This is a genomic window from Vibrio sp. Vb1026, assembly GCF_033338745.1.
GTDB lineage: Bacteria > Pseudomonadota > Gammaproteobacteria > Enterobacterales > Vibrionaceae > Vibrio > Vibrio alginolyticus.
Genome location: NZ_JAWOTH010000007.1, coordinates 74,380 through 97,496, shown reverse-complemented (window position 1 = coordinate 97,496; position 23,117 = coordinate 74,380). Strand labels below are relative to the sequence as shown.

15 protein-coding genes and 1 other annotated feature (1 of these 16 running past the window's edge) are annotated in these 23,117 nt (G+C 45.9%); of the genes, 7 read left to right on the top strand and 8 right to left on the bottom strand.

Features of this window, described 5'->3' with window-relative positions; translation table 11 throughout:
• The 6 genes from mtnN to gltB (R7E47_RS12790) all read right to left on the bottom strand — a co-directional run bounded on the left by mtnN (position 1) and on the right by gltB (R7E47_RS12790) (position 13,648).
• The gene (mtnN, locus tag R7E47_RS12815; protein ID WP_005381837.1) at positions 1-696 is read right to left on the bottom strand and encodes a 5'-methylthioadenosine/S-adenosylhomocysteine nucleosidase; all 696 of its coding nucleotides are present in this window, start codon (positions 694-696) and stop codon (positions 1-3) included.
• A 63-nt stretch (positions 697-759) separates the two neighbouring features.
• Entirely contained in the window at positions 760-1,188 is a 429-nt protein-coding gene (locus R7E47_RS12810) for a DUF1499 domain-containing protein (RefSeq protein WP_017821476.1), read from the bottom strand.
• A gap of 91 nt (positions 1,189-1,279) precedes the next feature.
• Positions 1,280-2,692 carry an FAD-dependent oxidoreductase gene (locus R7E47_RS12805; RefSeq protein WP_005381833.1) on the bottom strand — a complete coding sequence of 471 codons (1,413 nt, stop codon included), beginning with the start codon at positions 2,690-2,692 and terminating at the stop codon, positions 1,280-1,282.
• 20 nt (positions 2,693-2,712) lie between these two features.
• A complete protein-coding gene (gene gltB / locus R7E47_RS12800; RefSeq protein ID WP_318084329.1) occupies positions 2,713-7,176 on the bottom strand; it encodes a glutamate synthase large subunit in 4,464 nt (1,487 codons plus the stop codon).
• Between the two features lie 452 nt (positions 7,177-7,628).
• Positions 7,629-9,098, bottom strand: coding sequence for a glutamate synthase subunit beta (locus R7E47_RS12795; RefSeq protein ID WP_009703022.1), 1,470 nt, complete (start codon positions 9,096-9,098; stop codon positions 7,629-7,631).
• A complete protein-coding gene (gltB, locus tag R7E47_RS12790; RefSeq protein ID WP_318084328.1) occupies positions 9,098-13,648 on the bottom strand; it encodes a glutamate synthase large subunit in 4,551 nt (1,516 codons plus the stop codon). Before gltB (R7E47_RS12790) ends, R7E47_RS12795 begins: the two co-directional genes overlap by 1 nt.
• A gap of 551 nt (positions 13,649-14,199) precedes the next feature.
• On the opposite strand from gltB (R7E47_RS12790), the gene R7E47_RS12785 reads away from it, so the two are divergent.
• From R7E47_RS12785 to R7E47_RS12770, 4 genes are all read left to right on the top strand, one after another.
• Positions 14,200-15,159 carry a TIGR01212 family radical SAM protein gene (locus R7E47_RS12785; RefSeq protein ID WP_258670766.1) on the top strand — a complete coding sequence of 320 codons (960 nt, stop codon included), beginning with the start codon at positions 14,200-14,202 and terminating at the stop codon, positions 15,157-15,159.
• Between the two features lie 35 nt (positions 15,160-15,194).
• Positions 15,195-16,940: a GGDEF domain-containing protein gene (locus R7E47_RS12780; RefSeq protein ID WP_167415016.1), complete on the top strand. Its 1,746-nt coding sequence runs from the start codon at positions 15,195-15,197 to the stop codon at positions 16,938-16,940.
• A 237-nt stretch (positions 16,941-17,177) separates the two neighbouring features.
• The gene (arcB, locus tag R7E47_RS12775; protein WP_005381826.1) at positions 17,178-19,532 is read left to right on the top strand and encodes an aerobic respiration two-component sensor histidine kinase ArcB; all 2,355 of its coding nucleotides are present in this window, start codon (positions 17,178-17,180) and stop codon (positions 19,530-19,532) included.
• 1 nt (position 19,533) lies between these two features.
• Entirely contained in the window at positions 19,534-19,983 is a 450-nt protein-coding gene (locus R7E47_RS12770; protein WP_005381825.1) for a hypothetical protein, read from the top strand.
• Between the two features lie 85 nt (positions 19,984-20,068).
• Here the strand turns inward: R7E47_RS12770 and arcA are convergent, their stop codons facing one another.
• Positions 20,069-20,785, bottom strand: coding sequence for a two-component system response regulator ArcA (gene arcA / locus R7E47_RS12765; RefSeq protein WP_005381824.1), 717 nt, complete (start codon positions 20,783-20,785; stop codon positions 20,069-20,071).
• A 361-nt stretch (positions 20,786-21,146) separates the two neighbouring features.
• On the opposite strand from arcA, the gene R7E47_RS12760 reads away from it, so the two are divergent.
• Positions 21,147-21,554, top strand: coding sequence for a DUF3293 domain-containing protein (locus R7E47_RS12760; protein ID WP_005381823.1), 408 nt, complete (start codon positions 21,147-21,149; stop codon positions 21,552-21,554).
• Positions 21,555-21,618: 64 nt separating this feature from the next.
• Positions 21,619-22,101, top strand: coding sequence for a putative 4-hydroxy-4-methyl-2-oxoglutarate aldolase (locus R7E47_RS12755; RefSeq protein ID WP_005381822.1), 483 nt, complete (start codon positions 21,619-21,621; stop codon positions 22,099-22,101).
• Here R7E47_RS12755 and R7E47_RS12750 read toward each other — a convergent pair.
• Positions 22,098-22,568 (bottom strand): hypothetical protein, encoded by a 471-nt coding sequence (locus R7E47_RS12750; protein ID WP_005381821.1) that lies wholly within the window; start codon positions 22,566-22,568, stop codon positions 22,098-22,100. The genes R7E47_RS12755 and R7E47_RS12750 overlap by 4 nt on opposite strands.
• Positions 22,569-22,991: 423 nt before the next feature.
• Between R7E47_RS12750 and thrL the strand changes: the two genes are divergently transcribed.
• Positions 22,992-23,069 (top strand): thr operon leader peptide, encoded by a 78-nt coding sequence (thrL, locus tag R7E47_RS12745; RefSeq protein WP_074192076.1) that lies wholly within the window; start codon positions 22,992-22,994, stop codon positions 23,067-23,069.
• Positions 23,005-23,117, top strand: a sequence feature (Thr leader region); it runs 7 nt beyond the window's last position. (Overlaps the previous gene by 65 nt.)

Genomic DNA, 23,117 nt, shown 5'->3' with positions numbered 1-23,117 from the left:
TTATTTAATGAGTTCCAGCATTTTGAATACCATTTCGGAAGAGCTTTTTGCTGCTAGAGGTAGGAACTCATCAAAGCTCATTGGTGATTCTTTATCAGCGACATCAGAGATTGCACGCACAACAACAAACGGTGTGTTGAATTGGTGACAAGTTTGAGCGATAGCAGATGCTTCCATTTCTACAGCGATAACAGACGGAAAGTGTTTACGAATAAACTCTTGACGCTCAGCAGTACAAACAAACGCATCGCCAGTACAAATTAGGCCGCGAACCGCATGAGTGTTTTCCATTTGTGCTAGGGCTTTTTCTGCTAAGTCCATTAGCTTGTCATCCGCTTTGAATGCAGCTGGTTGACCGGCCATTTGGCCAATTTCATAACCAAAAGCGGTTACGTCTGCATCGTGATGACGAACTTCTGTAGAGATAACTACATCGCCAAGGTTTAAGCTTGAATCGAAACCGCCAGCAGAGCCTGTGTTAATCACAACGTCTGGTTGGTATTCATCAAGAAGGATTGTCGTGCCCACTGCCGCTGCAACTTTACCGATGCCCGATTGTAGTACGACGACTTCGACATCGTTAATTTGACCAGAGAAAAACGTACAACCTGCTTTATTTACAGTTTTGCAGTTTGTAATTGCTTGCTTCAGGATGGTCACTTCTTGTTCCATCGCACCGATGATACCAACTTTCATAACACTCTCTTTAGGTAAATATTTTAGTTGGCCGAGAGTATAGCACTCCCCGTTGGCAGTTTTCTATTTGATGAGCTTAGCTTGAGTGAGCTTTTCTCGTAATTGATCGGCGCGCTTTCTGTTTACGCCAAAGTCAGAGTAGCCCACACGAGATTCCGAGCGCACAATCAGTTGGTCTCCTGCTATTTTTAGTTCGAGGTCATCCACGAAGCGCATGATTTTAGATGTGCACTCGATACGAAGGTAGTTGCTTTCTTTCACCGCGGTTTTCGCGCCTGGCAGTTCAAGCGCAACTTGCTCAATAGCGTCGATGTTCGCTGAATCAACTAAGATAAATGGCGTTAGGTTGTATTTTTCTCGCGAGTCTTGGGTGGAGACGCAGTTTGGTTTGTCACCACAAGGTGATTGAGAACGATCCGTCATGGTTGTGACTCCTTGGCTACAAGCGGTTAAGCCGAGCAAAGTAATGGAAAGGAGAGCGGCTTTTTTCATTGTATTTACTCTTATAATTTTGCTTCTAATTATATGGATACAAAAGAAAAAGGATCCAATAATAGGACCCTTTTTGTGAGGTTAACTGAGATTAAACTTCGAGGTAATCGAGAATGCCTTCTGCCGCTTTTCGTCCTTCATCAATTGCGGTTACGACAAGATCAGAACCTCGTACCGCATCGCCACCCGCGAAGATCTTTTCATTGCTGGTCTGGAACTGGAACTCTTGCTTCGCTGGGGCTTTGATACGACCCCATTGATCCAAATCGACATCAAACGGTGCTAACCAGTCCATTTTGTGCGGCTGGAAACCAAACGCCATGATAACAACGTCTGCTGGTAGAACGTGCTCGCTGCCTTCAACGGGCTCTGGACGTCGGCGACCTGCTTCATCAGGTTCACCAAGTGCGGTTTTCACCACTTTGACCCCCGAGACTTTGCCTGACGCATCCACTTCCACTCCCAAAGGCTGAAGGTTGAACATGAACTTCACGCCTTCTTCCTTTGCGTTTTTTACCTCGCGACGAGAGCCTGGCATGTTGGCCTCATCACGACGATAAGCACAAACTACGTTGGAGGCACCTTGGCGAATTGAGGTACGAACGCAGTCCATTGCTGTATCACCACCACCCAGTACGACGACTTTCTTTCCTGCCATATCGATAAAGGGTTGGTTACTCTCAAGATCCATGACTTTGTAGGTGTTCGAAACTAAAAATGGCAGCGCGTCATACACACCCGGCGCATCTTCATTATCTAGACCTGCACGCATGTATTTATAGGTGCCAACGCCCAAGAAAACAGCATCGTATTCATCAAGCAGCTCTTGCATTTGGACATCTTTGCCTACTTCCATGTTCATGCGGAACTCGACGCCCATTTCAGTGAACACACGGCGGCGGTTTTCCATCACGCCTTTTTCAAGCTTGAAGGAAGGAATACCGAAGGTCAGAAGGCCTCCAATTTCAGGGTAGCGGTCAAACACGACTGGCTTAACGCCATTGCGCACTAGGATATCCGCGGCAGCCAAGCCAGCTGGGCCAGCTCCAATGATTGCAACCTTTTTATCGGTCCACTCCACCTTGGACATATCTGGCTTCCAGCCCATTTCAAACGCTTTGTCGGTAATGTACTTTTCTATGTTACCGATGGTGACGGCACCAAAGTCATCATTAAGCGTGCATGAACCTTCACATAGGCGGTCTTGAGGACAAACGCGCCCACATACTTCCGGTAGGCTATTGGTTTGATGCGATAATTCAACCGCTTCAAGAATACGACCTTCATTGGCAAGTTTTAACCATTGAGGGATGTAGTTGTGGACTGGGCATTTCCATTCACAATATGGGTTGCCACAATCTAAGCAGCGATCCGCTTGTGCAGTCGCCTGTTGTTTAGTGAACGGTTCATAGATTTCAACGAACTCGATCTTACGAACTTTGATAGGCTTTTTCGCAGGATCTACACGCTGCACATCGATAAATTGATAAACGTTCTGGCTCATGATTCAAACATCCTCCATGATTACTGTGCTTGAACACGCAGCTCTGCAGCACTGCGGCTCTGATGACCAAGTAGCGTGCGAAGATCTGCCGCTTGTGGTTTCACCAAATAGAACTTTGGAATCCATTCATCAAAGTTCGCCAAAATATTTTCAGCATGACTCGACCCTGTTTCTTCAAGGTGTTCCGCAATTAGGCCACGCAAATGTTCTTGGTGGATGTAAAGATCGGACAATGAGATGGCTTCTACTGACTCAGTATTGACTCGACCTTCAAAGCTTTGGTTTTCATCCAGAACATAGGCAAAGCCTCCAGTCATACCCGCGCCAAAGTTCACACCTGTCGCACCAAGAATGGCAACAATACCGCCAGTCATGTACTCACAAGCGTTATCGCCAGCACCTTCAATGACGGCTATCGTACCTGAGTTTCGTACGCCGAAACGCTCACCTGCTTTACCGGCTGCAAATAGTTTACCGCCGGTCGCGCCGTACAGGCAGGTGTTACCAATGATAGTTGCTTCATTGCATTTAAATGCGGTGCCAAGGTGAGGTTTGATAACCACTTTACCACCCGCCATGCCTTTGCCCACGTAGTCGTTCGCATCGCCCGTGAGGTAAAGCTCTACACCACCTGCGTTCCAAACACCAAAGGACTGACCTGCGGTGCCGTCAAGATAGATTTTGATAGGGGAAGCCGCCAATCCTTGGTTGCCATAGCGTTTTGCTATTTCGCCAGATAAGCGTGCACCAACAGAACGATCAGTGTTGATGACATTGTAGAAGAAACTTGCCGATTGACCGTTTTCGACCGCATGCATGGCATCATCAATGATCTTTTGGTTGAGCTCAGCTTTATCAAACGGTTTGTTTGGCTCTGTCCAAAATAGCGGATGACCCTCAGGTGATACTGGAGCTTCTAGAATATTGGATAGATCCAGCTTGGTCTGTTTCGCTGTAAATCCCTCTACCGCCTCAAGTAAATCGGTACGACCAATCAAGTCCGTCAGCTTTTCAACGCCAAGTTCTGCGAGTAATCCGCGCACTTCGTCTGCCAGGCCGATGAAGTAATTCATCACCATTTCTGGTAGACCTTTGAAGTATTCTTTACGCAGTGTCTCGTCTTGAGTCGCAACCCCAGTTGCACAGTTGTTGAGGTGACAAATTCGTAGGAACTTACAACCCATAGCGACCATTGGCGCAGTACCAAAACCGAAGCTTTCTGCACCTAAAATTGCGGCTTTAACTACGTCTAAACCAGTCTTTAGACCACCGTCTACCTGTAAGCGGATCTTATGACGCAGACCATTAGCAACCAGAGCTTGTTGTGTCTCTGCCAACCCCAACTCCCAAGGGCTACCAGCGTATTTTACCGAAGTTAATGGGCTTGCTGCGGTACCACCGTCGTAACCCGAAATGGTAATAAGATCAGCGTAAGCCTTGGCTACGCCCGTTGCGATGGTGCCGACACCTGGCTCGGAGACGAGTTTTACCGAAACCAGCGCATTTGGGTTGACTTGTTTAAGGTCGAAGATCAGCTGGGCCAAATCTTCAATCGAATAGATATCGTGGTGCGGAGGAGGGGAGATCAGAGTCACGCCTTGTACCGAATAACGCAGTTTTGCGATTTCTGCGGTGACTTTGTGTCCTGGTAGCTGTCCACCTTCACCCGGTTTCGCACCTTGTGCCACCTTGATTTGCAGTACATCCGCATTAGTCAGGTAATGAGGCGTTACACCAAATCGGCCAGAAGCAATCTGTTTGATACGTGAGTTACGCTCAGTACCGAAGCGGCGAGGATCTTCACCGCCTTCACCCGAGTTAGAGTAACCACCAAGACGGTTCATCGCCGTTGCAAGTGCTTCATGCGCTTCTGGGCTAAGTGCGCCAATGGACATTGCCGCAGAGTCAAAGCGTTTGAACAGTTCAGTGCGTGGTTCTATTTGCTCAAGTGGCAGCGGTGAGTCTGATTTTTTCAGCGACATTAAGTCACGCAGCATGGCAACAGGGCGTTGATTTACCTGCTTAGCAAAGCTCTGATAGTCGTTACTTTCGCCAGATTTAACGGCCTGTTGCAGCGTGCCGACAACATCCGGGTTGTACGCATGATACTCACCTCCATGGACGTACTTTAACAAGCCGCCATGATCAATCGATTTGCGTTTCGCCCATGCTTTACGAGATAAGTTTGTAAGATCTTGCTGGAAGTCGTCAAAATTCGCGCCTTCAATTCGAGTTGTGACGCCTTTAAAACACAGATCGACCACATCTTGGCTCAAGCCAACTGCTTCAAACAGTTGTGAGCAGCGGTAAGAGGCGATGGTTGAGATCCCCATTTTCGACATGATCTTGTACAGGCCTTTGTTGATGCCGTATTGGTAGTTTTGCATCACATCGCGGTAGTCTTTCTCTAGTGCTTTATCATCAATCAGTTTACCTAACGCTTCATAAGCAAGGTATGGGTAAACCGCAGTAGCACCAAAGCCAAGCAAGACAGCAAATTGGTGTGGGTCACGAGCTGTTGCGGTCTCAACAACAATGTTGGCATCACAACGTAAGTTGGCATCGATCAAGCGAGTTTGAACCGCACCGACCGCCATTGCTGCAGGAATTGGCAGCTTGCCTTTGACTAAAGCGCGATCTGAAAGCACGACTAGAACCGTGCCTTCACGCACCACTTGTTCTGCTTGCTCACACAGATCATCAATGGCTTGTTTGAGATCTTTCTGTTGTGGATCGTAGTTGATATCGAGAATGGTATTACGGTAATGATCGTCACTCAGCTCTAGTAGTTGCTGCATGTCTGAATAGAGCAGTACTGGAGAATCAAAGGTTACACGATGCGCGTGGCCATCGGTTTCACAGAAGACGTTCATCTCCTGACCAATACTGGTCGCCAGTGACATAACGTGTTTTTCACGCAATGGATCGATTGGCGGGTTGGTTACCTGAGCGAACTTTTGGCGGAAGTAATCAGTTACCAAGCGCTCTTTCGAGGACAGAACCGCCATCGGGGTGTCATCACCCATGGAGCCGACCGCTTCTTGTCCCATATCACCAAGGACACGCAGTACTTGATCGACTTCTTCATTACTCATGGCGAATTGCTTTTGATAAGTCTTAAGCAAGTCTTCATCAAAGCTGCGCTCACCCACTTGATCTTCAGGTAGTTGAGCAAAAGGTGTGAGTTTGCGAACGTTGTTTTCCATCCACTCGCGGTAAGGGTGACGAGATTTCAGATCGTTATCGATCTCGCTAGACTGCCAAAGCTTCCCTTTACGAGTATCGACAACCAGCAGTTCACCCGGACCAACACGACCTTTCTCGGCAACTTCGTCGGGGGCGTAATTCCAAATCCCTACCTCAGATGCCAGAGTGATCAGCTTGTCTTTGGTAATTACATAACGCGCAGGACGTAGACCGTTTCGGTCTAGGTTACAAGCAGCATAACGACCATCGGACAGTACGATACCTGCTGGGCCATCCCATGGTTCCATGTGTTTGGAGTTGAAATCGTAAAACGCACGCAAATCCGGATCCATATCCGGGTGGTTTTGCCATGCTGGCGGTACGAGCATACGCATGGCACGGAAGATATCCATGCCGCCAGCTAAGAAGAGATCTAGCATATTATCTAAGCTAGACGAGTCTGAGCCTGTCTCGTTCACAAACGGTGCTGCAGTTTGTAGGTCAGGCAGCAGTGGTGACGAGAACTTATAAGCACGAGCGCGTGCCCATTGTCGGTTACCTTCAATGGTATTGATCTCACCATTATGAGCAAGGTAGCGGAACGGTTGAGCTAATGGCCAACGCGGTTGAGTGTTGGTAGAAAAACGCTGGTGGAACAGACAGATAGCAGATTCCATACGTAGATCGGCAAGATCAAGATAAAAGCGCGGTAAGTCTGCAGGCATGCATAGGCCTTTGTACACCAAAACTTGAGTCGACAAGCTACAGATGTAGAAATCCGGATCTTCGGTGATTTGTTTCTCGATGCGACGGCGTGCGATGTAGAGACGACGTTCAATGTCACGCTCGCGCCAACCTGCCGGTGCAGAGATAAAGACTTGCTGAATATTTGGAAGTGAGTTGGCCGCAATTGGACCGAGTACTTCTGAATTAGTTGGTACTTCACGCCAACCAGCCACAGTTAGCGTCTCTTGCGCCAGTTCTTTGTTGACGATGTCTTTAGCGAGTTGAGCTTTGACTGGATCTTGGTTGAAGAAAATCATCCCTACGGCGTATTGCTTGCCAAGGTTGAAGCCATTTTCTTCAGCGATAAGGCGTAAATAGGAATCGGGCTTTTGTAGAAGAAGACCACAACCATCACCGGTTTTACCATCGGCGGCGATACCACCACGGTGGGTCATGCGGTCAAGTGCAGAAATTGCTGTACGTACCAGCTTGTGACTTTGCTCGCCTTCCATGTGCGCGATCAAGCCAAATCCACAGTTGTCTTTCTCAAGACTTGGATCATAAAGAGCCATTGCAATTCTCCCTTTGCTTATCTGTCATCCCGACAGATATATCAACACTGCTCAAGTTGATAATGATGACTAACTATGCGTCACTTTCTAAGTTTTATGTATATCTATTCAATAAAATTCGTCAAATATATTAACAAAAATTGTGTGTTTTATTTTCACCAACTTCACAAGCTATAGCTTATTGTAAAAAAGGTCAAGTTATTAGTGAATCATCGCGTGAATATGCGATTTACCATTTAATTGGCTGAAATAGTTCAAGAAAAACAGTGAGATAGAAAAGTGATTGTTACAAAAAAGTAACATTTGATTCTAGCGGGAATAAAAAAGACCAGCACAAAATGCTGGTCAAAATAAAAAGATTGGAAGGAACTGTTTTCTTTCTTGACGACCAGCCATCGATAGTACTGATGGCTGGGTTTATGCCTCGAAAAGTGGAAGTGAGCGCACTCCCTTTAAGCAGAAAGCATCAGTGAATCTGCTTTTGCTTCTAGGTTTGTGCCACCCATTAGATAATCATCGATAGCACGGGCACATTCGCGGCCTTCATTGATACAACGAACTACCAAAGATTGGCCTGTTCGCATATCACCAGCAGCAAATACACCTTCTTGGTTAGTAGCAAAACCTTGAGTTGCTACGTTACCGCGATCATCTAGCGCGATATCCAGTTGAGCAAGCACGCCTGTTGGTTCTGGGTGCAGGAAGCCCATCGCTAGAAATGCCATATCACATGGAATCACACGTTCGCTGCCTTCTACTTCTTTGAAGCTTGGACGCTCGCCTGGTTTCGCATCTTGCCAAACGATATCAGCTAAACGAAGGCCTGTAACTTCACCTTTGTCATTGCCGATGAACTCTTTGGTTAGGATATTCCAGTGACGATCAACGCCTTCTTCATGAGACGTCGAAGTACGTAGGATCATCGGGTACTGTGGCCATGGCATATTGGCAGGACGTTTCTCTGGTGGAATCGGCATGATTTCAACCTGAGTGATGCTTGCTGCGCCATGACGGTTAGATGTACCCACACAGTCAGAGCCGGTATCACCACCACCGATCACCACAACATGCTTACCCGCGGCGTGAAGTTCTTCACCCTTAAGATCCATGTCGTTGGCTCGGCGGTTGTTTTGACCTAGGAATTCCATTGCGAAGTGAACGCCTTTTAGTTCACGACCCGGAACCGGCAAATCACGAGGAACGGTTGAACCACCCGTTAGTAGAACCACATCGAATTCTTGACGCAACTGCTGAGCATTCACATCAACACCAACGTGTTGGTTAACTTTGAATTCAATACCCGCTTCTGCCATCAGGTTGATCTTACGATCAATCACGTCCATACCCAGTTTGAAATCTGGGATACCAAAACGCAGCAGACCGCCTACTTTCTCGTCTCGCTCGAATACCGTCACAGTATGACCGGCGCTGTTTAGCTGCTCAGCAGCCGCAAGACCAGCAGGACCTGAACCGATGATCGCAACGGTTTTGCCAGTGCGAGAACGTGGTGTTTTTGGTTTGGCGTACCCTTCACGATACGCTGTTTCTACGATGGTTTTCTCGATATTACAGATAGTGATTGGGTCTTGGTTGATGCCAAGTACACAAGCACTTTCACACGGAGCAGGGCAAACACGACCAGTAAACTCTGGGAAGTTATTGGTTGAGCTTAGAATGTTCCAAGCTTCTTCCCAGCTATCACGATAAACCGCATCGTTAAACTCTGGGATAATGTTACCGATAGGGCAGCCGTTATGACAAAACGGCACACCACAATCCATACAACGAGAAGCCTGAGTATTGATCTTGTCACCAAACTCCTCGTTCAGAACGAACTCTTTGTTGTTCTTGATGCGTTCAGCTGGGTCGATCTTCTGTGGTAGTTCACGACCATGCTCTAAAAATCCAGTAGGCTTACCCATTATACGGCCTCCACTTGAGTTTCGTTTCCTTGAGACTGTGCTTCAGCTTTACGCTTTTGAAGAACCGCTTTGTAGTCACGCGGCATTACCTTAACTATAGAGGCTAGGCTTGCTTCAAAGTTGTCTAGGAAAGACTGAGCGACTTCACTTCCTGTGAATTGAACATGCTTAGTTAGCATGTCGAGTAATAGATCTCTGTCTTCTTGCTCGATTGGATCTAGGTCTACTAGCTCTGGGTTCAGTTTTGACTCAAAGTCACCTGATTTATCCCATACGTAAGCCACGCCGCCACTCATACCTGCGGCAAAGTTACGACCTGTTGAACCAAGGATAATTGCTGCACCGCCCGTCATGTATTCACAACCGTGGTCACCGACGCCTTCTACTACTACTTTCGCGCCTGAGTTACGAACACAGAAACGTTCACCAGCCATACCGCGAATGAAAGATTCACCCGAAGTTGCACCGTAGAAACACACGTTACCAACCACGATGTTGTCTTCCGCGACAATGCTTGATTTCGCATCTGGGTAAAGCACTAAGGTACCGCCAGATAAGCCTTTACCCCAGTAGTCGTTCGCGTCGCCTTCCACTTCGAACTTCACGCCCTTAGCTAGGAATGCACCGAATGATTGACCCGCAGAACCTTTGAACTTCACGTTCATTGGTTGAGGTAGACCCGCATCTTTGTACACTTTCGAGATTTCGTTCGACAACATGGTACCTGCAGAGCGGTCTGTGTTGACGATAGGGAATTCGGCATTCACCGCTTCGCCTTTCTCGAGTGCAGGAATCGCTGCTTTAATCAGCTTGCGGTCTAGCACTTCTTCTAGGTTGTGGTTCTGCTGAGCTTGGTTGAATACACCATCAGCTTCGCGTGGTTGCTCAACGTGAAGAACAGGAGACAGATCTAGGTTCTTGTATTTCCAGTGAGAAACGTCTTGGCGAATCTTCAGCTTCTGACCTTGACCGACCATCTCATCGATAGTGCGGAAGCCAAGTTCAGCCATGATTTCACGTAGACCTTGTGCCATGTATTGGAAGAAGGTTACGACGTCTTCTACGCGGCCATCAAAGCGCTCGCGAAGCGTCTTGTTCTGAGTTGCGATACCAACAGGACAGGTATTCTTATGACACTTACGCATCATGATACAACCTTCAACCACCAATGCTGCGGTTGCCACGCCCCATTCTTCTGCACCAAGTAGTGTTGCCACTGCAAGGTCACGAGGTGTCTTCATCTGACCATCCGCTTGAACCACGATACGGTTACGCAGACCGTTCTTCAGTAGCGTTTGGTGCGTTTCTGCCAAACCAAGTTCCCAAGGAAGACCGGTATGACGGATTGAAGACATTGGGGATGCACCTGTACCGCCGTCGAAACCTGCGATAAGTACAACGTCCGCTTTCGCTTTCGCTACACCAGAAGCGATCGTACCTACGCCAGCTTCCGATACCAGCTTCACGTTTACACGGCCCGCGCGGTTCGCGTTCTTCAAGTCGTAGATCAGCTGAGCCAAATCTTCGATTGAGTAGATATCGTGGTGTGGCGGTGGCGAGATAAGGCCAACGCCCGGAGTAGAGTGACGTGTTGCACCGATCCAATCATCTACTTTATCGCCTGGTAGCTGACCACCTTCACCTGGCTTCGCACCTTGAGCCATTTTGATTTGCAGCTCTTCAGCGTTAGTTAGGTAGTAAGAGGTTACGCCGAAACGACCAGAAGCCACCTGCTTGATTGCAGAGCGTTCCCAATCGCCGTTCTCTTTGCGCTCGAAACGCATAGGGTCTTCACCACCTTCACCAGAGTTCGATTTCGCGCCAAGACGGTTCATCGCAACAGCTAGTGTGGAGTGTGCTTCGTAAGAAATAGAACCGAATGACATAGCGCCCGTCGCGAAGCGTTTCACGATGCTCTCAATTGGTTCGACTTCGTCGATAGAGATAGAACCTGCTGGGTTCTTAATGAATTCTAGCTGGCTACGCAGAGTTACCGCGTTGTCACCTTGTTTATCTACTGCTGTCGCGTACTGCTTGAACTGATCGTAGTTCTTGTTGCGCGTAGACTCTTGCAGTAGAGAAATAGTTTCTGGGTTGAATAGGTGCTTCTCACCACGCTGTTTCCATTGGTAAACACCACCAACATCCAGCATTTGAATTGGGATTTCGCGTTGTGGGTAACCGATGCGGTGACGGATCAGTACTTCTTTGGCGATATCATCAAGGGTGAGACCTTGGATACGAGAAACTGTACCTGTGAAGTATTTGTCGACCACTGATTTGTGGATGCCCAAGGCTTCGAAGATTTGCGCACCATGGTACGACTGTAGCGTTGAGATACCCATCTTCGAGAAGATCTTCAGAAGACCGCCATTAATCGCTTTACGGTAGTTGTTGAACAGATCGCGCGGGTTCGCTTCTGGATCCAACTTCTTGGTACGTTGAAGCTCAATGATGGTTTCAATTACTAGGTATGGGTTAACCGCGTTTGCACCGTAACCAAGTAGCGTTGCAAAGTGGTGCGTTTCACGCGCGTCACCGGTTTCAACTACGATGTCACACTTCGCGCGTAGACCTTTACGGATCAAGTGGTGGTGCACTGCGCCAACTGCCAGCATTGCTGGGATCGCTGCGTGGTTTGAGTTCACTGCACGGTCAGTTAGTAGGATGATTGAGTAACCATCGATAACCGCGTCTTCTGCGTATTGGCAGATACGTTTTAGTGCACGCTCAAGCTTGCCTTGATCTTCATTAGCTTGGAATACGATATCCAACGTCTTCGCTTGTAGGTGCTCGTTATCGATCGCACGCAGCTTTTCAAGCTCAGAGTTCGCCAGAACAGGCGATTCCAATTCTACTTTCTGACAGTGAAGTGGTGTTTCAGTCAGAAGGTTTTGGTCTTTACCCAAGTAAGTGTTCAGCGACATAACCATACGCTCACGGATCGGGTCGATCGGTGGGTTAGTTACCTGTGCAAACAGCTGCTTGAAGTAGTTTGAAAGATGTTGAGATTGATGAGATAGAACCGCAAGAGGCCAGTCGGCACCCATTGCTGATAATGGCTCTTTTGCGTCATTCGCCATTGGAACGATGATTTCGTTCACTTCTTCAGTGCTCACACCGAAAGCTTGCTGACGATGCAGCAAACGCTCAGGAGAAGGTTGGCTGAACTGGTTGCTCGCATCTGGCAGCTTCTTCAAGCTCAGTAGGTTTTCTTCTACCCACTTCTCGTAAGGCTGCGCTGTTGCGATGGTGTCTTTCACTTCTTCATCAGAGATGATGCGACCTTGCTCTAGGTCTGCAACGAAGATACGACCTGGCTGTAGACGACCACGGAACTCTACGTTTTCTGGTTCAATATCTACAACACCAGATTCAGATGCCATCACTAGGAAGTTATCTTTGGTCACTGTGTAGCGAGAAGGGCGCAGACCGTTACGGTCTAGTGTCGCACCAACTTGAACACCATCAGTAAAACATACTGAAGCTGGACCATCCCATGGTTCCATGATGTTCGCGTGGTACTGATAGAACGCGCGACGTTTAGGATCCATGTTTTTGTTTTCTTGCCATGCTTCCGGGATCATCATCATCAATGCGTGTGGCAGGCTGCGACCAGAAAGAACTAGGAGCTCAAGTGCCATATCGAAGTTAGATGAATCCGAGCTGCCTTCCTGACAGATTGGAAGAAGCATGTCGATTTCAGCCTGAGTAAACAGGTCTGATTCTAGGATTGCTTCACGGGCTTTCATCCAGTTCAAGTTACCGCGAACTGTATTGATTTCACCGTTGTGGGCAATGTAACGGAAAGGCTGTGCAAGACGCCATTTCGGGAAGGTATTGGTAGAGAAACGAGAGTGTACCAGTGCCAGTGCAGTCACCATGGTCGGGTTTTGTAGATCAAGGAAGTACTGAGGTACTTGCTCGGTCGTTAACTGACCTTTGTACACCAATGTCTTGTAAGACATGGAGTTAATGTAGAAGTCGTCACCAATGTTCGAAACGCTTTCTAGGCAAACACGTACAGTATAGTTACGAAGTACGTACAGTTTGCGCTCTAGCTCTTCAGGTGTGATGCCCGGGCCACCAGAGATAAACACATGCTCAAACTGAGGCTCTGTGCTTAGTGGGTCTGCACCGATCATTGAGTTATCGGTTGGCAATACGCGGTAGCCGATAACTTCAAGATCTAGACGTTGTGCGTTACGTTCTAGAATGTCACGGCATTGCTCGCGTTTGTATTCGTCTTTCGGGAAAAGAACGACACCAACACCATACTTTTCAAACGAAGGCAGTTTAATGCCTAGCTTAACGGCTTCTTCTAATAGGAATTCATGAGGTTTTTGTAGCAAGATACCCGCACCGTCACCGCTGCATGGGTCACAACCTTGACCACCACGGTGTTCCATGCGAGCCAGCATATCCAATGCTTGAGTCACTACTTCATGAGATTTACGGTTTTTAAGGTGAGCAACAAAACCGATACCACAAGCGTCATGCTCCAGTTCCGGAGTGTACAGACCCTGTGGATTTTGCTCTCTATCTACCATAGATACATCCTTCCAGTTCAATGTCGACGCAAAAGTACCGGGCAGCAAATACTACCTAGACTATTGATTACGTCTTGTCCTTTATATTTATTATCGCCACCGATCTAGGTTGACCGGTCTTGATTCCTTTCCGTATCTCGCAGGAAAAGTTTTGCGAGAAAAACAATCCTTGGTGGTATCCCTTTATTTATTATCACTATCTAGTGATTTATATAGGTAGGAGTGGGATAACACCGACAAATCCCGCAGTGTGCTTTGTAATAAAAGTCACAAAAATAACGGGGTTGTGTAAGTATCCTACAATTTTGTCACTTCAGAATGCAATGAAAAACTCGGCGTTGTGACCCAATTTTTTCGTTTAATTATGCGTTTTTAGTTTAACATTTACGCAACATGAACGATTTTTGTCTTTAATTATGCAAGTTTATTGATTTTGACCCGCATGATGGGTGTTTGAATTGATTAATATTGTGTGTTTTTTCTTGCAGGGATGTAATTTATTTACACAGATCGTAGTGAGATTGATTACGATTTATTGTTGGTGAGAATTTATGCAGTTACATGAGTTGGTCAATACAATCGGCCAAGATCTTCAGCGTCGATACGGTGAAAAGGTTCATAAGTTAACATTGCACGGTGGATTTAGTTGCCCTAACCGCGATGGCACGATTGGTCGGGGAGGATGTACATTTTGCAATGTTGCTTCGTTTGCAGATGAAGAAGTCCAGATAAAAAGCATTCACGAACAGTTAAAAGATCGCGCAGGTGAAATTCACAGAGCGAAGAGGTATCTCGCTTATTTTCAGGCCTACACCAGTACCTATGCCGAGGTACAAGTTCTCAAAAACATGTATGAGGAAGCACTAAAGGCTGCAGACATGGTTGGTCTTTGTGTGGGGACGCGTCCTGATTGCGTCCCTGATGCGGTATTGGATTTACTGTCGGGCTATGTACAGCAAGGTTATGAAATTTGGCTAGAACTAGGTCTTCAAACCGCCAACAATGACACCCTCAAACGTATCAATCGTGGTCATGACTTTGAGTGTTATGCCGAAATCACTAAGCGTGCTCGAACACTCGGAATCAAGGTTTGTACTCACTTAATTGTGGGTTTACCCAAAGAAACCCGCGCCGAAAATATTGAAACGCTGCAAAAAGTGTTGGCCGTGGGAACGGATGGCATCAAGTTACATGGCTTGCATATTGTCGAAGGTAGCACCATGGCGAAAGCTTGGCGTGCTGGAAAGCTAGAAGCCCCTGAATTAGAAGAATATGTTGCGATCGCCAGTGAAATGATTCGTATGACACCACCAGATGTGATTTATCATCGCGTTTCATCAGCAGCCAGGAGGCCCACGTTATTATCGCCTCTGTGGTGTGAAAACCGTTGGCTAGCGATGACGGAAATTGGTCGAGATCTCAGTGCTCATGGTGCTCAAGGGAGTCTTACGGGGAATACCTTTATCTATACTAAACCGGAATTAATAGCAGATCGCTCAATAAATAACTGATATATTTTAACCAGTGTTCTTTGAAGGTTTAAACGATGGATCAGTTACTCAATTGGCTTTGGGGTGGTCAAGGCGGTTATGGCTATGTCGTCTTGTTATTAATCGCAGGCGTGTGTGCGTTAGCACTGATCTATTTGCACTTTCAGACGTCACTTAAGAAACTAGTAACGGATTCTCCCTATCCAGTCATAGTGGTGGACACTAGCCATGCTCAGCTCTTGCTATCTAACCAGGCTTCGATGCAGTTATTAGGCATTCGCTCTTTGGGAACGGGGTATTTGTATCCTGCTTTATTCGATATTCATGAGCTTGAGCAGTTTCTCGCTCGCTTCTCTAGTCGTCATTTTCGTCAGCAGGCTTTTGACTGGCGACTATCTGATAGTGAATCTATTAAAGTGGAGCTGTCAGGCAGAAAGAGTTTATTGCGCAATCATCGAGTTTGGATTCTTTATGCTCAGCCATATCAAGCCACTCACCAAGAGCAGCAACAAGAACTTGCGCAATTAATCATCGCACGTTCGGCATTAGACTCACTTTCAGAGCTGATTTGTACCCAAGACCGCCAAGGCAATCTGTTAACGACCAATCGAGCATTTGATCAATTCTGGCAAGGGCGAAGGGAAGAAGCTTGCGCATCCAAGACCTTGGGTGAGATGACCAGAAAAAGCGAACGTAAATGGACAACGGATCCACAAGGTCGAAGTTGCTTACTGGAAGTCAATCAAAACTCTCTTGTTTCGCCGAGTGGTGAGCTTATCGGTACGCTGTCTATTAGTCATGACGTGACTGAATGGCACAAGATGCAACAGAATCTGCGAGATGAAATGGAGCGTCGCAAAGATACAGAGGTGGCGCTAGCGCAAAGAGATACTATCTTACAAACGATTCTGGATGCCAGTCCGGACTCTATTGGTATTTTCAATGAGAACATGGTCTATCAAGCGTGTAATCAGCCTTTTGTTAAGGCGTTAGGCATTTCAAAAATTTCTGATTTGATAGGTAAGCGCCTCCAAGACGTGATTCCTAAAGAGATGTACGCGCGCTTAGCAGACAGTGACTTAGAAGCATTACGCCAGTTAGAGCCAGTTCGATACATAGATAAAGTCGTGAGTAGTGATGGTAAAAGTACGTGGTTTGATGTGGTGAAATCGCCTTTTAAAGATAAAGCATCAGGAACGAATGGTGTGCTGATCATGGCGCGTGATATTTCTGAGCGTTATCTTGCAGAACAAAAGTTGGAAAAAGCCAACCTAGAGTTAGAAAAATTGAGCTTTATGGATAGCTTAACTCAAGTATCGAACCGACGCCGTTTCGACGAACAACTGCAGGTATTGTGGTACCACCACGCTCGAGAAAAGCTGCCGCTCACCATCATGTTATGTGACATCGACTTTTTCAAAGATTACAACGACTGTTACGGTCACCAACAAGGTGATGAAGCGTTAGTCAGTGTCGCTACCGTGTTTACACAAGTCATCAATCGTTCTTCGGATTGTGTTGCGCGTTATGGTGGCGAGGAGTTTGGTTTTATATTGCCGAATACCACCACGGAAGGTGCGCGCAACGTAGCGCAGCGTATTCATGAGAAAATTCTACAGCTTGATATGGAACACGACAGTTCAGAAGCATCTGAACGCCTTACCGTCAGTATCGGTCTGGTCTCTTACATTCCTCAGCATGGTGATGAACCCGAAATGGGCATCGCTATGGCTGACAGTGCGTTATATCAAGCTAAAGCTGATGGACGTAATCGCACCTGTATTCACCCCAGTTCTTGCTAACGCTTTGTGACCGCTTGCTCTAAGTTGATAGCTGATTGTTTAAATCACCGTATTAAACACGTTAAACTTACAGAAGCCTGTGCGCTCGTTGGTTTATCTTTCTATCTCGTGTCACAAGCGCAGATCGCACCGTGTGTTTTTCACTAATCAAACAGACCTAAATTGCGTTAGGTCGAGTGCATTTACCTGTTTTTCATCATCGAATGGCGCTATCTAGCCACCACCATGGAGTAGTTAATGAAACCCATGAAAAATCTCGCCCAGTATTATGTCGACTTGCTAGTCAAACTGGGGATTGTTCGCTTCTCTATTTTGCTAGCCCTTGCGCTGGTGGCATTAGCTGTTGTGGTGCAGGTAGGGATTACTTTAGCTCTTAAAGGGCGAGTAGATGATATCGACATTGTCCGTTCGGTGTTTTTTGGTCTATTGATCACCCCTTGGGCGGTTTACTTCCTCTCTGTGGTTGTCGATCAACTAGAAGAGTCTCGCCAGCGTTTAACTAAGCTGGTGTCCAAACTGAAGGACATGCGTTCGCGAGATCAAGAGTTGAATTACCAACTTCAACAAAACATTGAAAAGCTTAACCAAGAAATTGAAGAGCGTATTAAAGCGGAAGAAGCACGTGAAGAGGCGATGCAAGACCTCGAAAACGAGGTGTTCCAACGCGAACGTACTCAATTAGAGTTGGCAGAACGTACCGCATTACTGCGTTCATTTATTGATGCCTCACCAGACTTAATTTACTACCGCAATGCGGATGGTGTTTTCTCTGGCTGTAACCGCGCGATGGAAGAGCTAACGGGCAAGAAAGAGCACCAGTTAGTCGGATTAAGCCCTTGGGATGTGTATAGCAAAGAAATCGCCGAGCATATCGTTGATACTGACCAAAAGGTTTTTGCCGATAATCAAGCGATTACTTACGAGCAATGGCTCGAATACCCAGATGGTCGCAAGCATTACTTTGAGCTGCGTAAAGTGCCATTTTACAGCAAAGATGGCCGCCACCTTGGTCTCGTTGGGTTCGGTCGTGATATCACTGAACGTAAGCGCCATGAAGAGTCGTTAGAGAAAGCAAGCCGCGACAAAACTACCTTCATCTCAACCATCAGTCATGAGCTGCGAACGCCGCTGAATGGCATTGTAGGCTTAAGTCGTATGCTTCTAGATAGTCCGTTGACAGAAGAGCAGCGTAAACACATGCAGACCATCAATGTGAGTGCGATTACGCTAGGTAACATCTTCAACGATATTATCGATATGGATAAATTTGATCGTCGTAAGTTAGAACTATTACCTGCGCCACTTAACTTCGAAGACTTCGTCGCAGAGATTGAGAGTATCTCTGCTCTGATGGCGGAACAAAAAGGGTTACGCTTTGACTTAGAACGTTTAAGCGACTTGCCAAAAGCAATTGAAGTGGATGCAACCCGTCTACGTCAGGTGATTTGGAACTTGGTCAGCAACGCAATGAAGTTCACCAAAGAAGGTGGCGTTGTGATGACAGTGAGCGCGGATGTCGAAGACGATTTTGCGACCATTATTATGGAAGTGGAAGACACTGGTATTGGTATCCCAGACGAAGAGCTAGATAAGATCTTTGCGATGTACTACCAAGTGAAATCAGGCAAGGACAACCTGCATGCGGTCGGTACAGGTATTGGTTTGGCGGTATCTAAGCAACTGATCAATATGATGGATGGTGACATTACGGTTACCAGTGAGGAAGGCTTTGGTAGCACTTTTACTGTATCGATCCACGTTCCGATTGTTGAACTAGCTGAGCCAGTCATTGATGCGAAACGCGACAATGTGCGCCTCAACATATTTATGGTCGAAGACATCGAGCTTAACGTAACTGTGGCTAAATCGTTACTAGAGAGCCTAGGGCACTCTGTCACCGTGGCAATGACGGGCCAAGAAGCGTTAGTGAACTTTGTGCCAGAAAAATACGACTTAGCGTTGTTGGATATCCAACTGCCTGATATGACGGGCTTTGATGTCGCCAATTATTACCGCAAGCATTATAACAATCTTCCTCCATTGGTCGCCTTAACTGCTAATGTAATGAAAGATCGTCGTGAATACTTAGATAACGGCATGGATGATGCGATCAGTAAGCCGCTGGCAGTGAATGCTATTCAGTCAGTGATTGATAAATTCTTCGCTCACCAGTTAGAACAACCTAAGGAAGTGGTGAGCGGTCCCGAAACAGTGGAAGAGCCAGTGCCTTCTCCTGTGATTGAGACACATTTGCTCGATATGGATATGTTAGAGTCTTACGTCGACATTGTTGGTGCAAAACCTGTCTACGACAGCATAAAAATGTTTGAAGATATGATGCCAGACTATATCGATGTCTTAGATTCGAACATGACAGCGAAAGATCAAGATGGGATTGTTTCTGAAGCGCATAAAATCAAAGGTGCTGCAGGTTCAATTGGCCTGAAACGTATCCAAAGTGTGGCGCAAAAAGCGCAATCGCCCGATATGCCAGCATGGTGGGAAAACATTTCAGACTGGGTTGAAGAGATCAAAAATGAATACCAAAACGATATTCAAGTCCTCAAAAGTTGGTTGGAACAAAGGAAATAACATGAAAAGAATCGCACCATTGGCATTAGCCATGGCATTGATGGCAGGCTGTAGTTCCGTTCCAAATGTGAATTGGCAACAAAACAGTCAGATTACGATTAATGAGGTTAATGTTGAGCTCAAAAGTAATTTATGGGTGAACCTCATGCCGAATATTGGGGACGTGGAAGAGCAAAGTATTCAAGGTGCACTTTACCTCGAAGGAGATCAGTTACTTCCTGCAAATCTAACGGCAGAAGCTCTTATTATTAAACAGGGGCAAAAAGAGTGGTTGGTGGACAGTGCGTCTTTAGATACTCGAACGCACAGTGAAAGCCGATGGGAGGTGGCGTTCTCGTCTCACATTGATGTGAACACAGAAAAATCGGTTGATATCGCAGTGCTTCTAGACGATGCGGGTAAACAGCGTTGGTTAGTCGAAAAGTACGTGAAGATTAACAAGGTTTATTAACCGCAATGATGTTGCATTAGTCGTTAGACCTAAAACAAAAAGGGCTTGCTCAATGAGCAAGCCCTTTGCATATTAGCGGTTAAATCTAGTCTTCTAGATCGCCACAGAAGCGGTAACCTTCGCCGTGGATAGTGGCGATGATTTCTGGCGTACCTGAAACAGACTCAAAGTGCTTACGGATACGACGAATCGTTACGTCTACAGTACGGTCGTGTGGCTTAAGTTCACGACCAGTCATCTTCTTAAGAAGATCTGCACGAGTTTGAATCTTACCCGGGTTCTCACAGAAGTGCAGTAATGCGCGGAACTCAGAGCGAGGTAGCTTGTAGCTATCACCAGCAGGGCTTACTAGAGAGCGGCTGTTGATGTCTAGTACCCAACCGTTGAATTCATACTTTTCTACCGAGCGCTTCTCTTCTTGCACCGCGTTAGAGCTCATTGAGCGACTAAGTAGGTTACGTGCACGAATAGTTAGTTCACGTGGGTTGAATGGTTTAGTGATGTAGTCATCTGCACCAATCTCAAGACCTAGGATCTTGTCTACTTCATTGTCACGGCCTGTCAGGAACATTAAAGCAATGTTCGCTTGCTCGCGTAATTCACGCGCTAGTAGAAGGCCATTCTTGCCTGGAAGATTAATGTCCATAATAACCAAGTTGACTGAGTTATCAGACAACACTTGGTGCATCTCTTCACCGTCACTGGCTTCAAAAACAGCGTATCCCTCTGCTTCAAAAATACTCTTAAGAGTGTTACGAGTTACTTGCTCATCTTCAACGATAAGAATCTGCGGGGTTTGCATTGGCGGTACCTAAATTTGTGACAAAATTGTGCTAATAGAATAAATTCTAGGCAAAAATATAACATACAGGTAATGTGATTTTGATAATAAATCAAGTTGATCAAAAAAACACTTCTTTCAGTTATCCGCCCTCCATGGAATTTTGCCAACTCACCAGTATCCAATGGCGACGTTTATTCTAAAGGGCTTGTTTACCTTTCATTTCCTGCTTTCAGTGGGGCCTGAAACGTAAACACCCTAAGATATTGAGCGGATTTTATATTGTTAACAGCATGCTAACAATGCTCAAATGTTAATTCCATTCAGTTTGTTGATTTATATCAATTGATGAAATGTAACTGTTATTAATCGTTTAAGACTTATGATAGAAAAAAGTAATAAGAACATAGACGCATCGTTATGGAATGCTTATTCAGAATCTTTTTTCAGATTCGAAGCCGAGTGGCGTGTTTCAAACTATGCTGTGATAACCGCTTGGAACCCATACAGTAACTTGAGGTCCAAAGAAGAGAACAGCATAAACAATCACGCGTTAGAAAAACAGCTACAGCACGTTAATTACGCGCCTGTCACGGTAGGTGATAGCGCTTTTACATGGTATGAGGAAAGCTTTGCCGTCGAGTTGTCGCCAGAGGTAGCCGTTGAATTGGCGAGTGACTTTCAACAAAACGCGATTTATTACGTCATTAATGACCAACTTTATCTTATTGCGTGCTCGCAGCCGAAAGTTTTTCATACGTTAGGCTCCATTAAACCTCGGCTCGTATAGAAGGTATAGAAAAGGATACTGCTCACTGAAGCACCGCTTGGGTGAGAAAATTCACGGAGGAAATATGAGAGACATTACACCCGATATTTGTGACCAATTTGAAGACCAAGTGAGCTTGCTTACTTTACCATTGCAGAACTTTGGTCAACGTAGCGCTTTTTACGGTGAAATCGTTACGGTGCGCTGCTATCACGATAACTCGAAAGTGCGTGAAGTACTGGGCGAAGATGGAACGGGTAAAGTATTGATTGTTGACGGACATGGATCGTGTCAGAGAGCATTACTCGGCGATCAATTAGCGATACTCGGAATAGAAAATGGGTGGGAAGGTATCATTGTCTATGGTGCAATACGCGACGTAGCACAAATATCTCAAATGGACATTGGCGTTCAAGCTCTTGGAACTAACCCGTTTAAAACAGAGAAACGCGGGATAGGAGAGGTAAACGTAACCTTAACGATGCAAAACCAAATCGTTCAACCTAAGCACTACGTTTACGCGGACTGGAACGGTGTGTTGATTTCTAAGCAAAAGCTGGACTTCTAAAAACGAAAGCCTAAACCAACCTCAAAGCCTTGTTGCCAATCTTGGTAATCAAGAGTCGCGTGAAGATCCAGTTTATCGGTAATTTTTACGCGACTTGATACTTCAGCCGCGAGGCTACTGTCGTCTTGGCGAATACCTTCCGCTGTTTCGTTCTTGTAAGAGCGAACTGTACTTTTCAGCGTGACACGATCATTAAAGTGATAGCTGATCCCACTCAAAAAACCACTTTGATTTTTGGTAGGAGAGTTATTGACTCGCGCACCGACATAAACGTCTACCGAATCAAAAAGTTCGTAAGCGTAACCCGTATCGATATTCCAAACATCAAAACTGTCAGACTGATAACTGTCGCTGGAAATGAATAGTTTATGAGGAGAAGGGGATGTTTTACCTGGAAGCGGCGGAAGCTCGTTTGCTAGACAAACACCAGGCACAAAAAACAGCAACAGAAAAAGCCCTCTTTTCATGTTCACCACTCCTTGTGTCAACTTTTTTATTAGTATGCGCCCAAAGCTTCTCACTATTAAAGCATAGAATATGAAAGCTAGCTCACCTATTTTCTAAATAATTCGATCCTATGAACATAAGTCACAGTTAAGTTGTTGTTATGTGTCACAACCCTCTCGAATTATTTGATCGTACGTTTTATGGCAAAGATCAGACTAGTTATTAGATAAAAAACCGAACTGGTGATGATGGTTAAGTCCTTTACAAAAACTAACTGTAGATTTTTAAATGATCAATAATGTGTAATTAACTATAAATATCAATGACATTGCTTAGCAGAATTCTCTGAAAGATGGAAAAACAAACAATTTTTTGTTGACTATGTATCAGAAACTCGGTAAACGTAGAGTTAAGCAAACACAATTAACGTTGAATATTTATTTATGCCATCTAACAGCCTAGTAGTAATGACCACGACCATTATTATTACCGACACGACACATGTTGGGGCAGGCTGCTGAGCGAAAGAAATTCACAAAAAAGGCCTGTATCCAACAAGATACAGGCCT

Excerpts from the sequence above, each read along its gene's own strand:
- mtnN (WP_005381837.1), bottom strand. The coding sequence starts at position 696 with ATGAAAGTTGGTATCATCGGTGCGATGGAACAAGAAGTGACCATCCTG.
- R7E47_RS12810 (WP_017821476.1), bottom strand. The coding sequence starts at position 1,188 with ATGAAAAAAGCCGCTCTCCTTTCCATTACTTTGCTCGGCTTAACCGCT.
- R7E47_RS12805 (WP_005381833.1), bottom strand. The coding sequence starts at position 2,692 with ATGAGCCAGAACGTTTATCAATTTATCGATGTGCAGCGTGTAGATCCT.
- gltB (WP_318084329.1), bottom strand. The coding sequence starts at position 7,176 with ATGGCTCTTTATGATCCAAGTCTTGAGAAAGACAACTGTGGATTTGGC.
- R7E47_RS12795 (WP_009703022.1), bottom strand. The coding sequence starts at position 9,098 with ATGGGTAAGCCTACTGGATTTTTAGAGCATGGTCGTGAACTACCACAG.
- gltB (WP_318084328.1), bottom strand. The coding sequence starts at position 13,648 with ATGGTAGATAGAGAGCAAAATCCACAGGGTCTGTACACTCCGGAACTG.
- R7E47_RS12785 (WP_258670766.1), top strand. The coding sequence starts at position 14,200 with ATGCAGTTACATGAGTTGGTCAATACAATCGGCCAAGATCTTCAGCGT.
- R7E47_RS12780 (WP_167415016.1), top strand. The coding sequence starts at position 15,195 with ATGGATCAGTTACTCAATTGGCTTTGGGGTGGTCAAGGCGGTTATGGC.
- arcB (WP_005381826.1), top strand. The coding sequence starts at position 17,178 with ATGAAACCCATGAAAAATCTCGCCCAGTATTATGTCGACTTGCTAGTC.
- R7E47_RS12770 (WP_005381825.1), top strand. The coding sequence starts at position 19,534 with ATGAAAAGAATCGCACCATTGGCATTAGCCATGGCATTGATGGCAGGC.
- arcA (WP_005381824.1), bottom strand. The coding sequence starts at position 20,785 with ATGCAAACCCCGCAGATTCTTATCGTTGAAGATGAGCAAGTAACTCGT.
- R7E47_RS12760 (WP_005381823.1), top strand. The coding sequence starts at position 21,147 with ATGATAGAAAAAAGTAATAAGAACATAGACGCATCGTTATGGAATGCT.
- R7E47_RS12755 (WP_005381822.1), top strand. The coding sequence starts at position 21,619 with ATGAGAGACATTACACCCGATATTTGTGACCAATTTGAAGACCAAGTG.
- R7E47_RS12750 (WP_005381821.1), bottom strand. The coding sequence starts at position 22,568 with ATGAAAAGAGGGCTTTTTCTGTTGCTGTTTTTTGTGCCTGGTGTTTGT.
- thrL (WP_074192076.1), top strand. The coding sequence starts at position 22,992 with ATGCCATCTAACAGCCTAGTAGTAATGACCACGACCATTATTATTACC.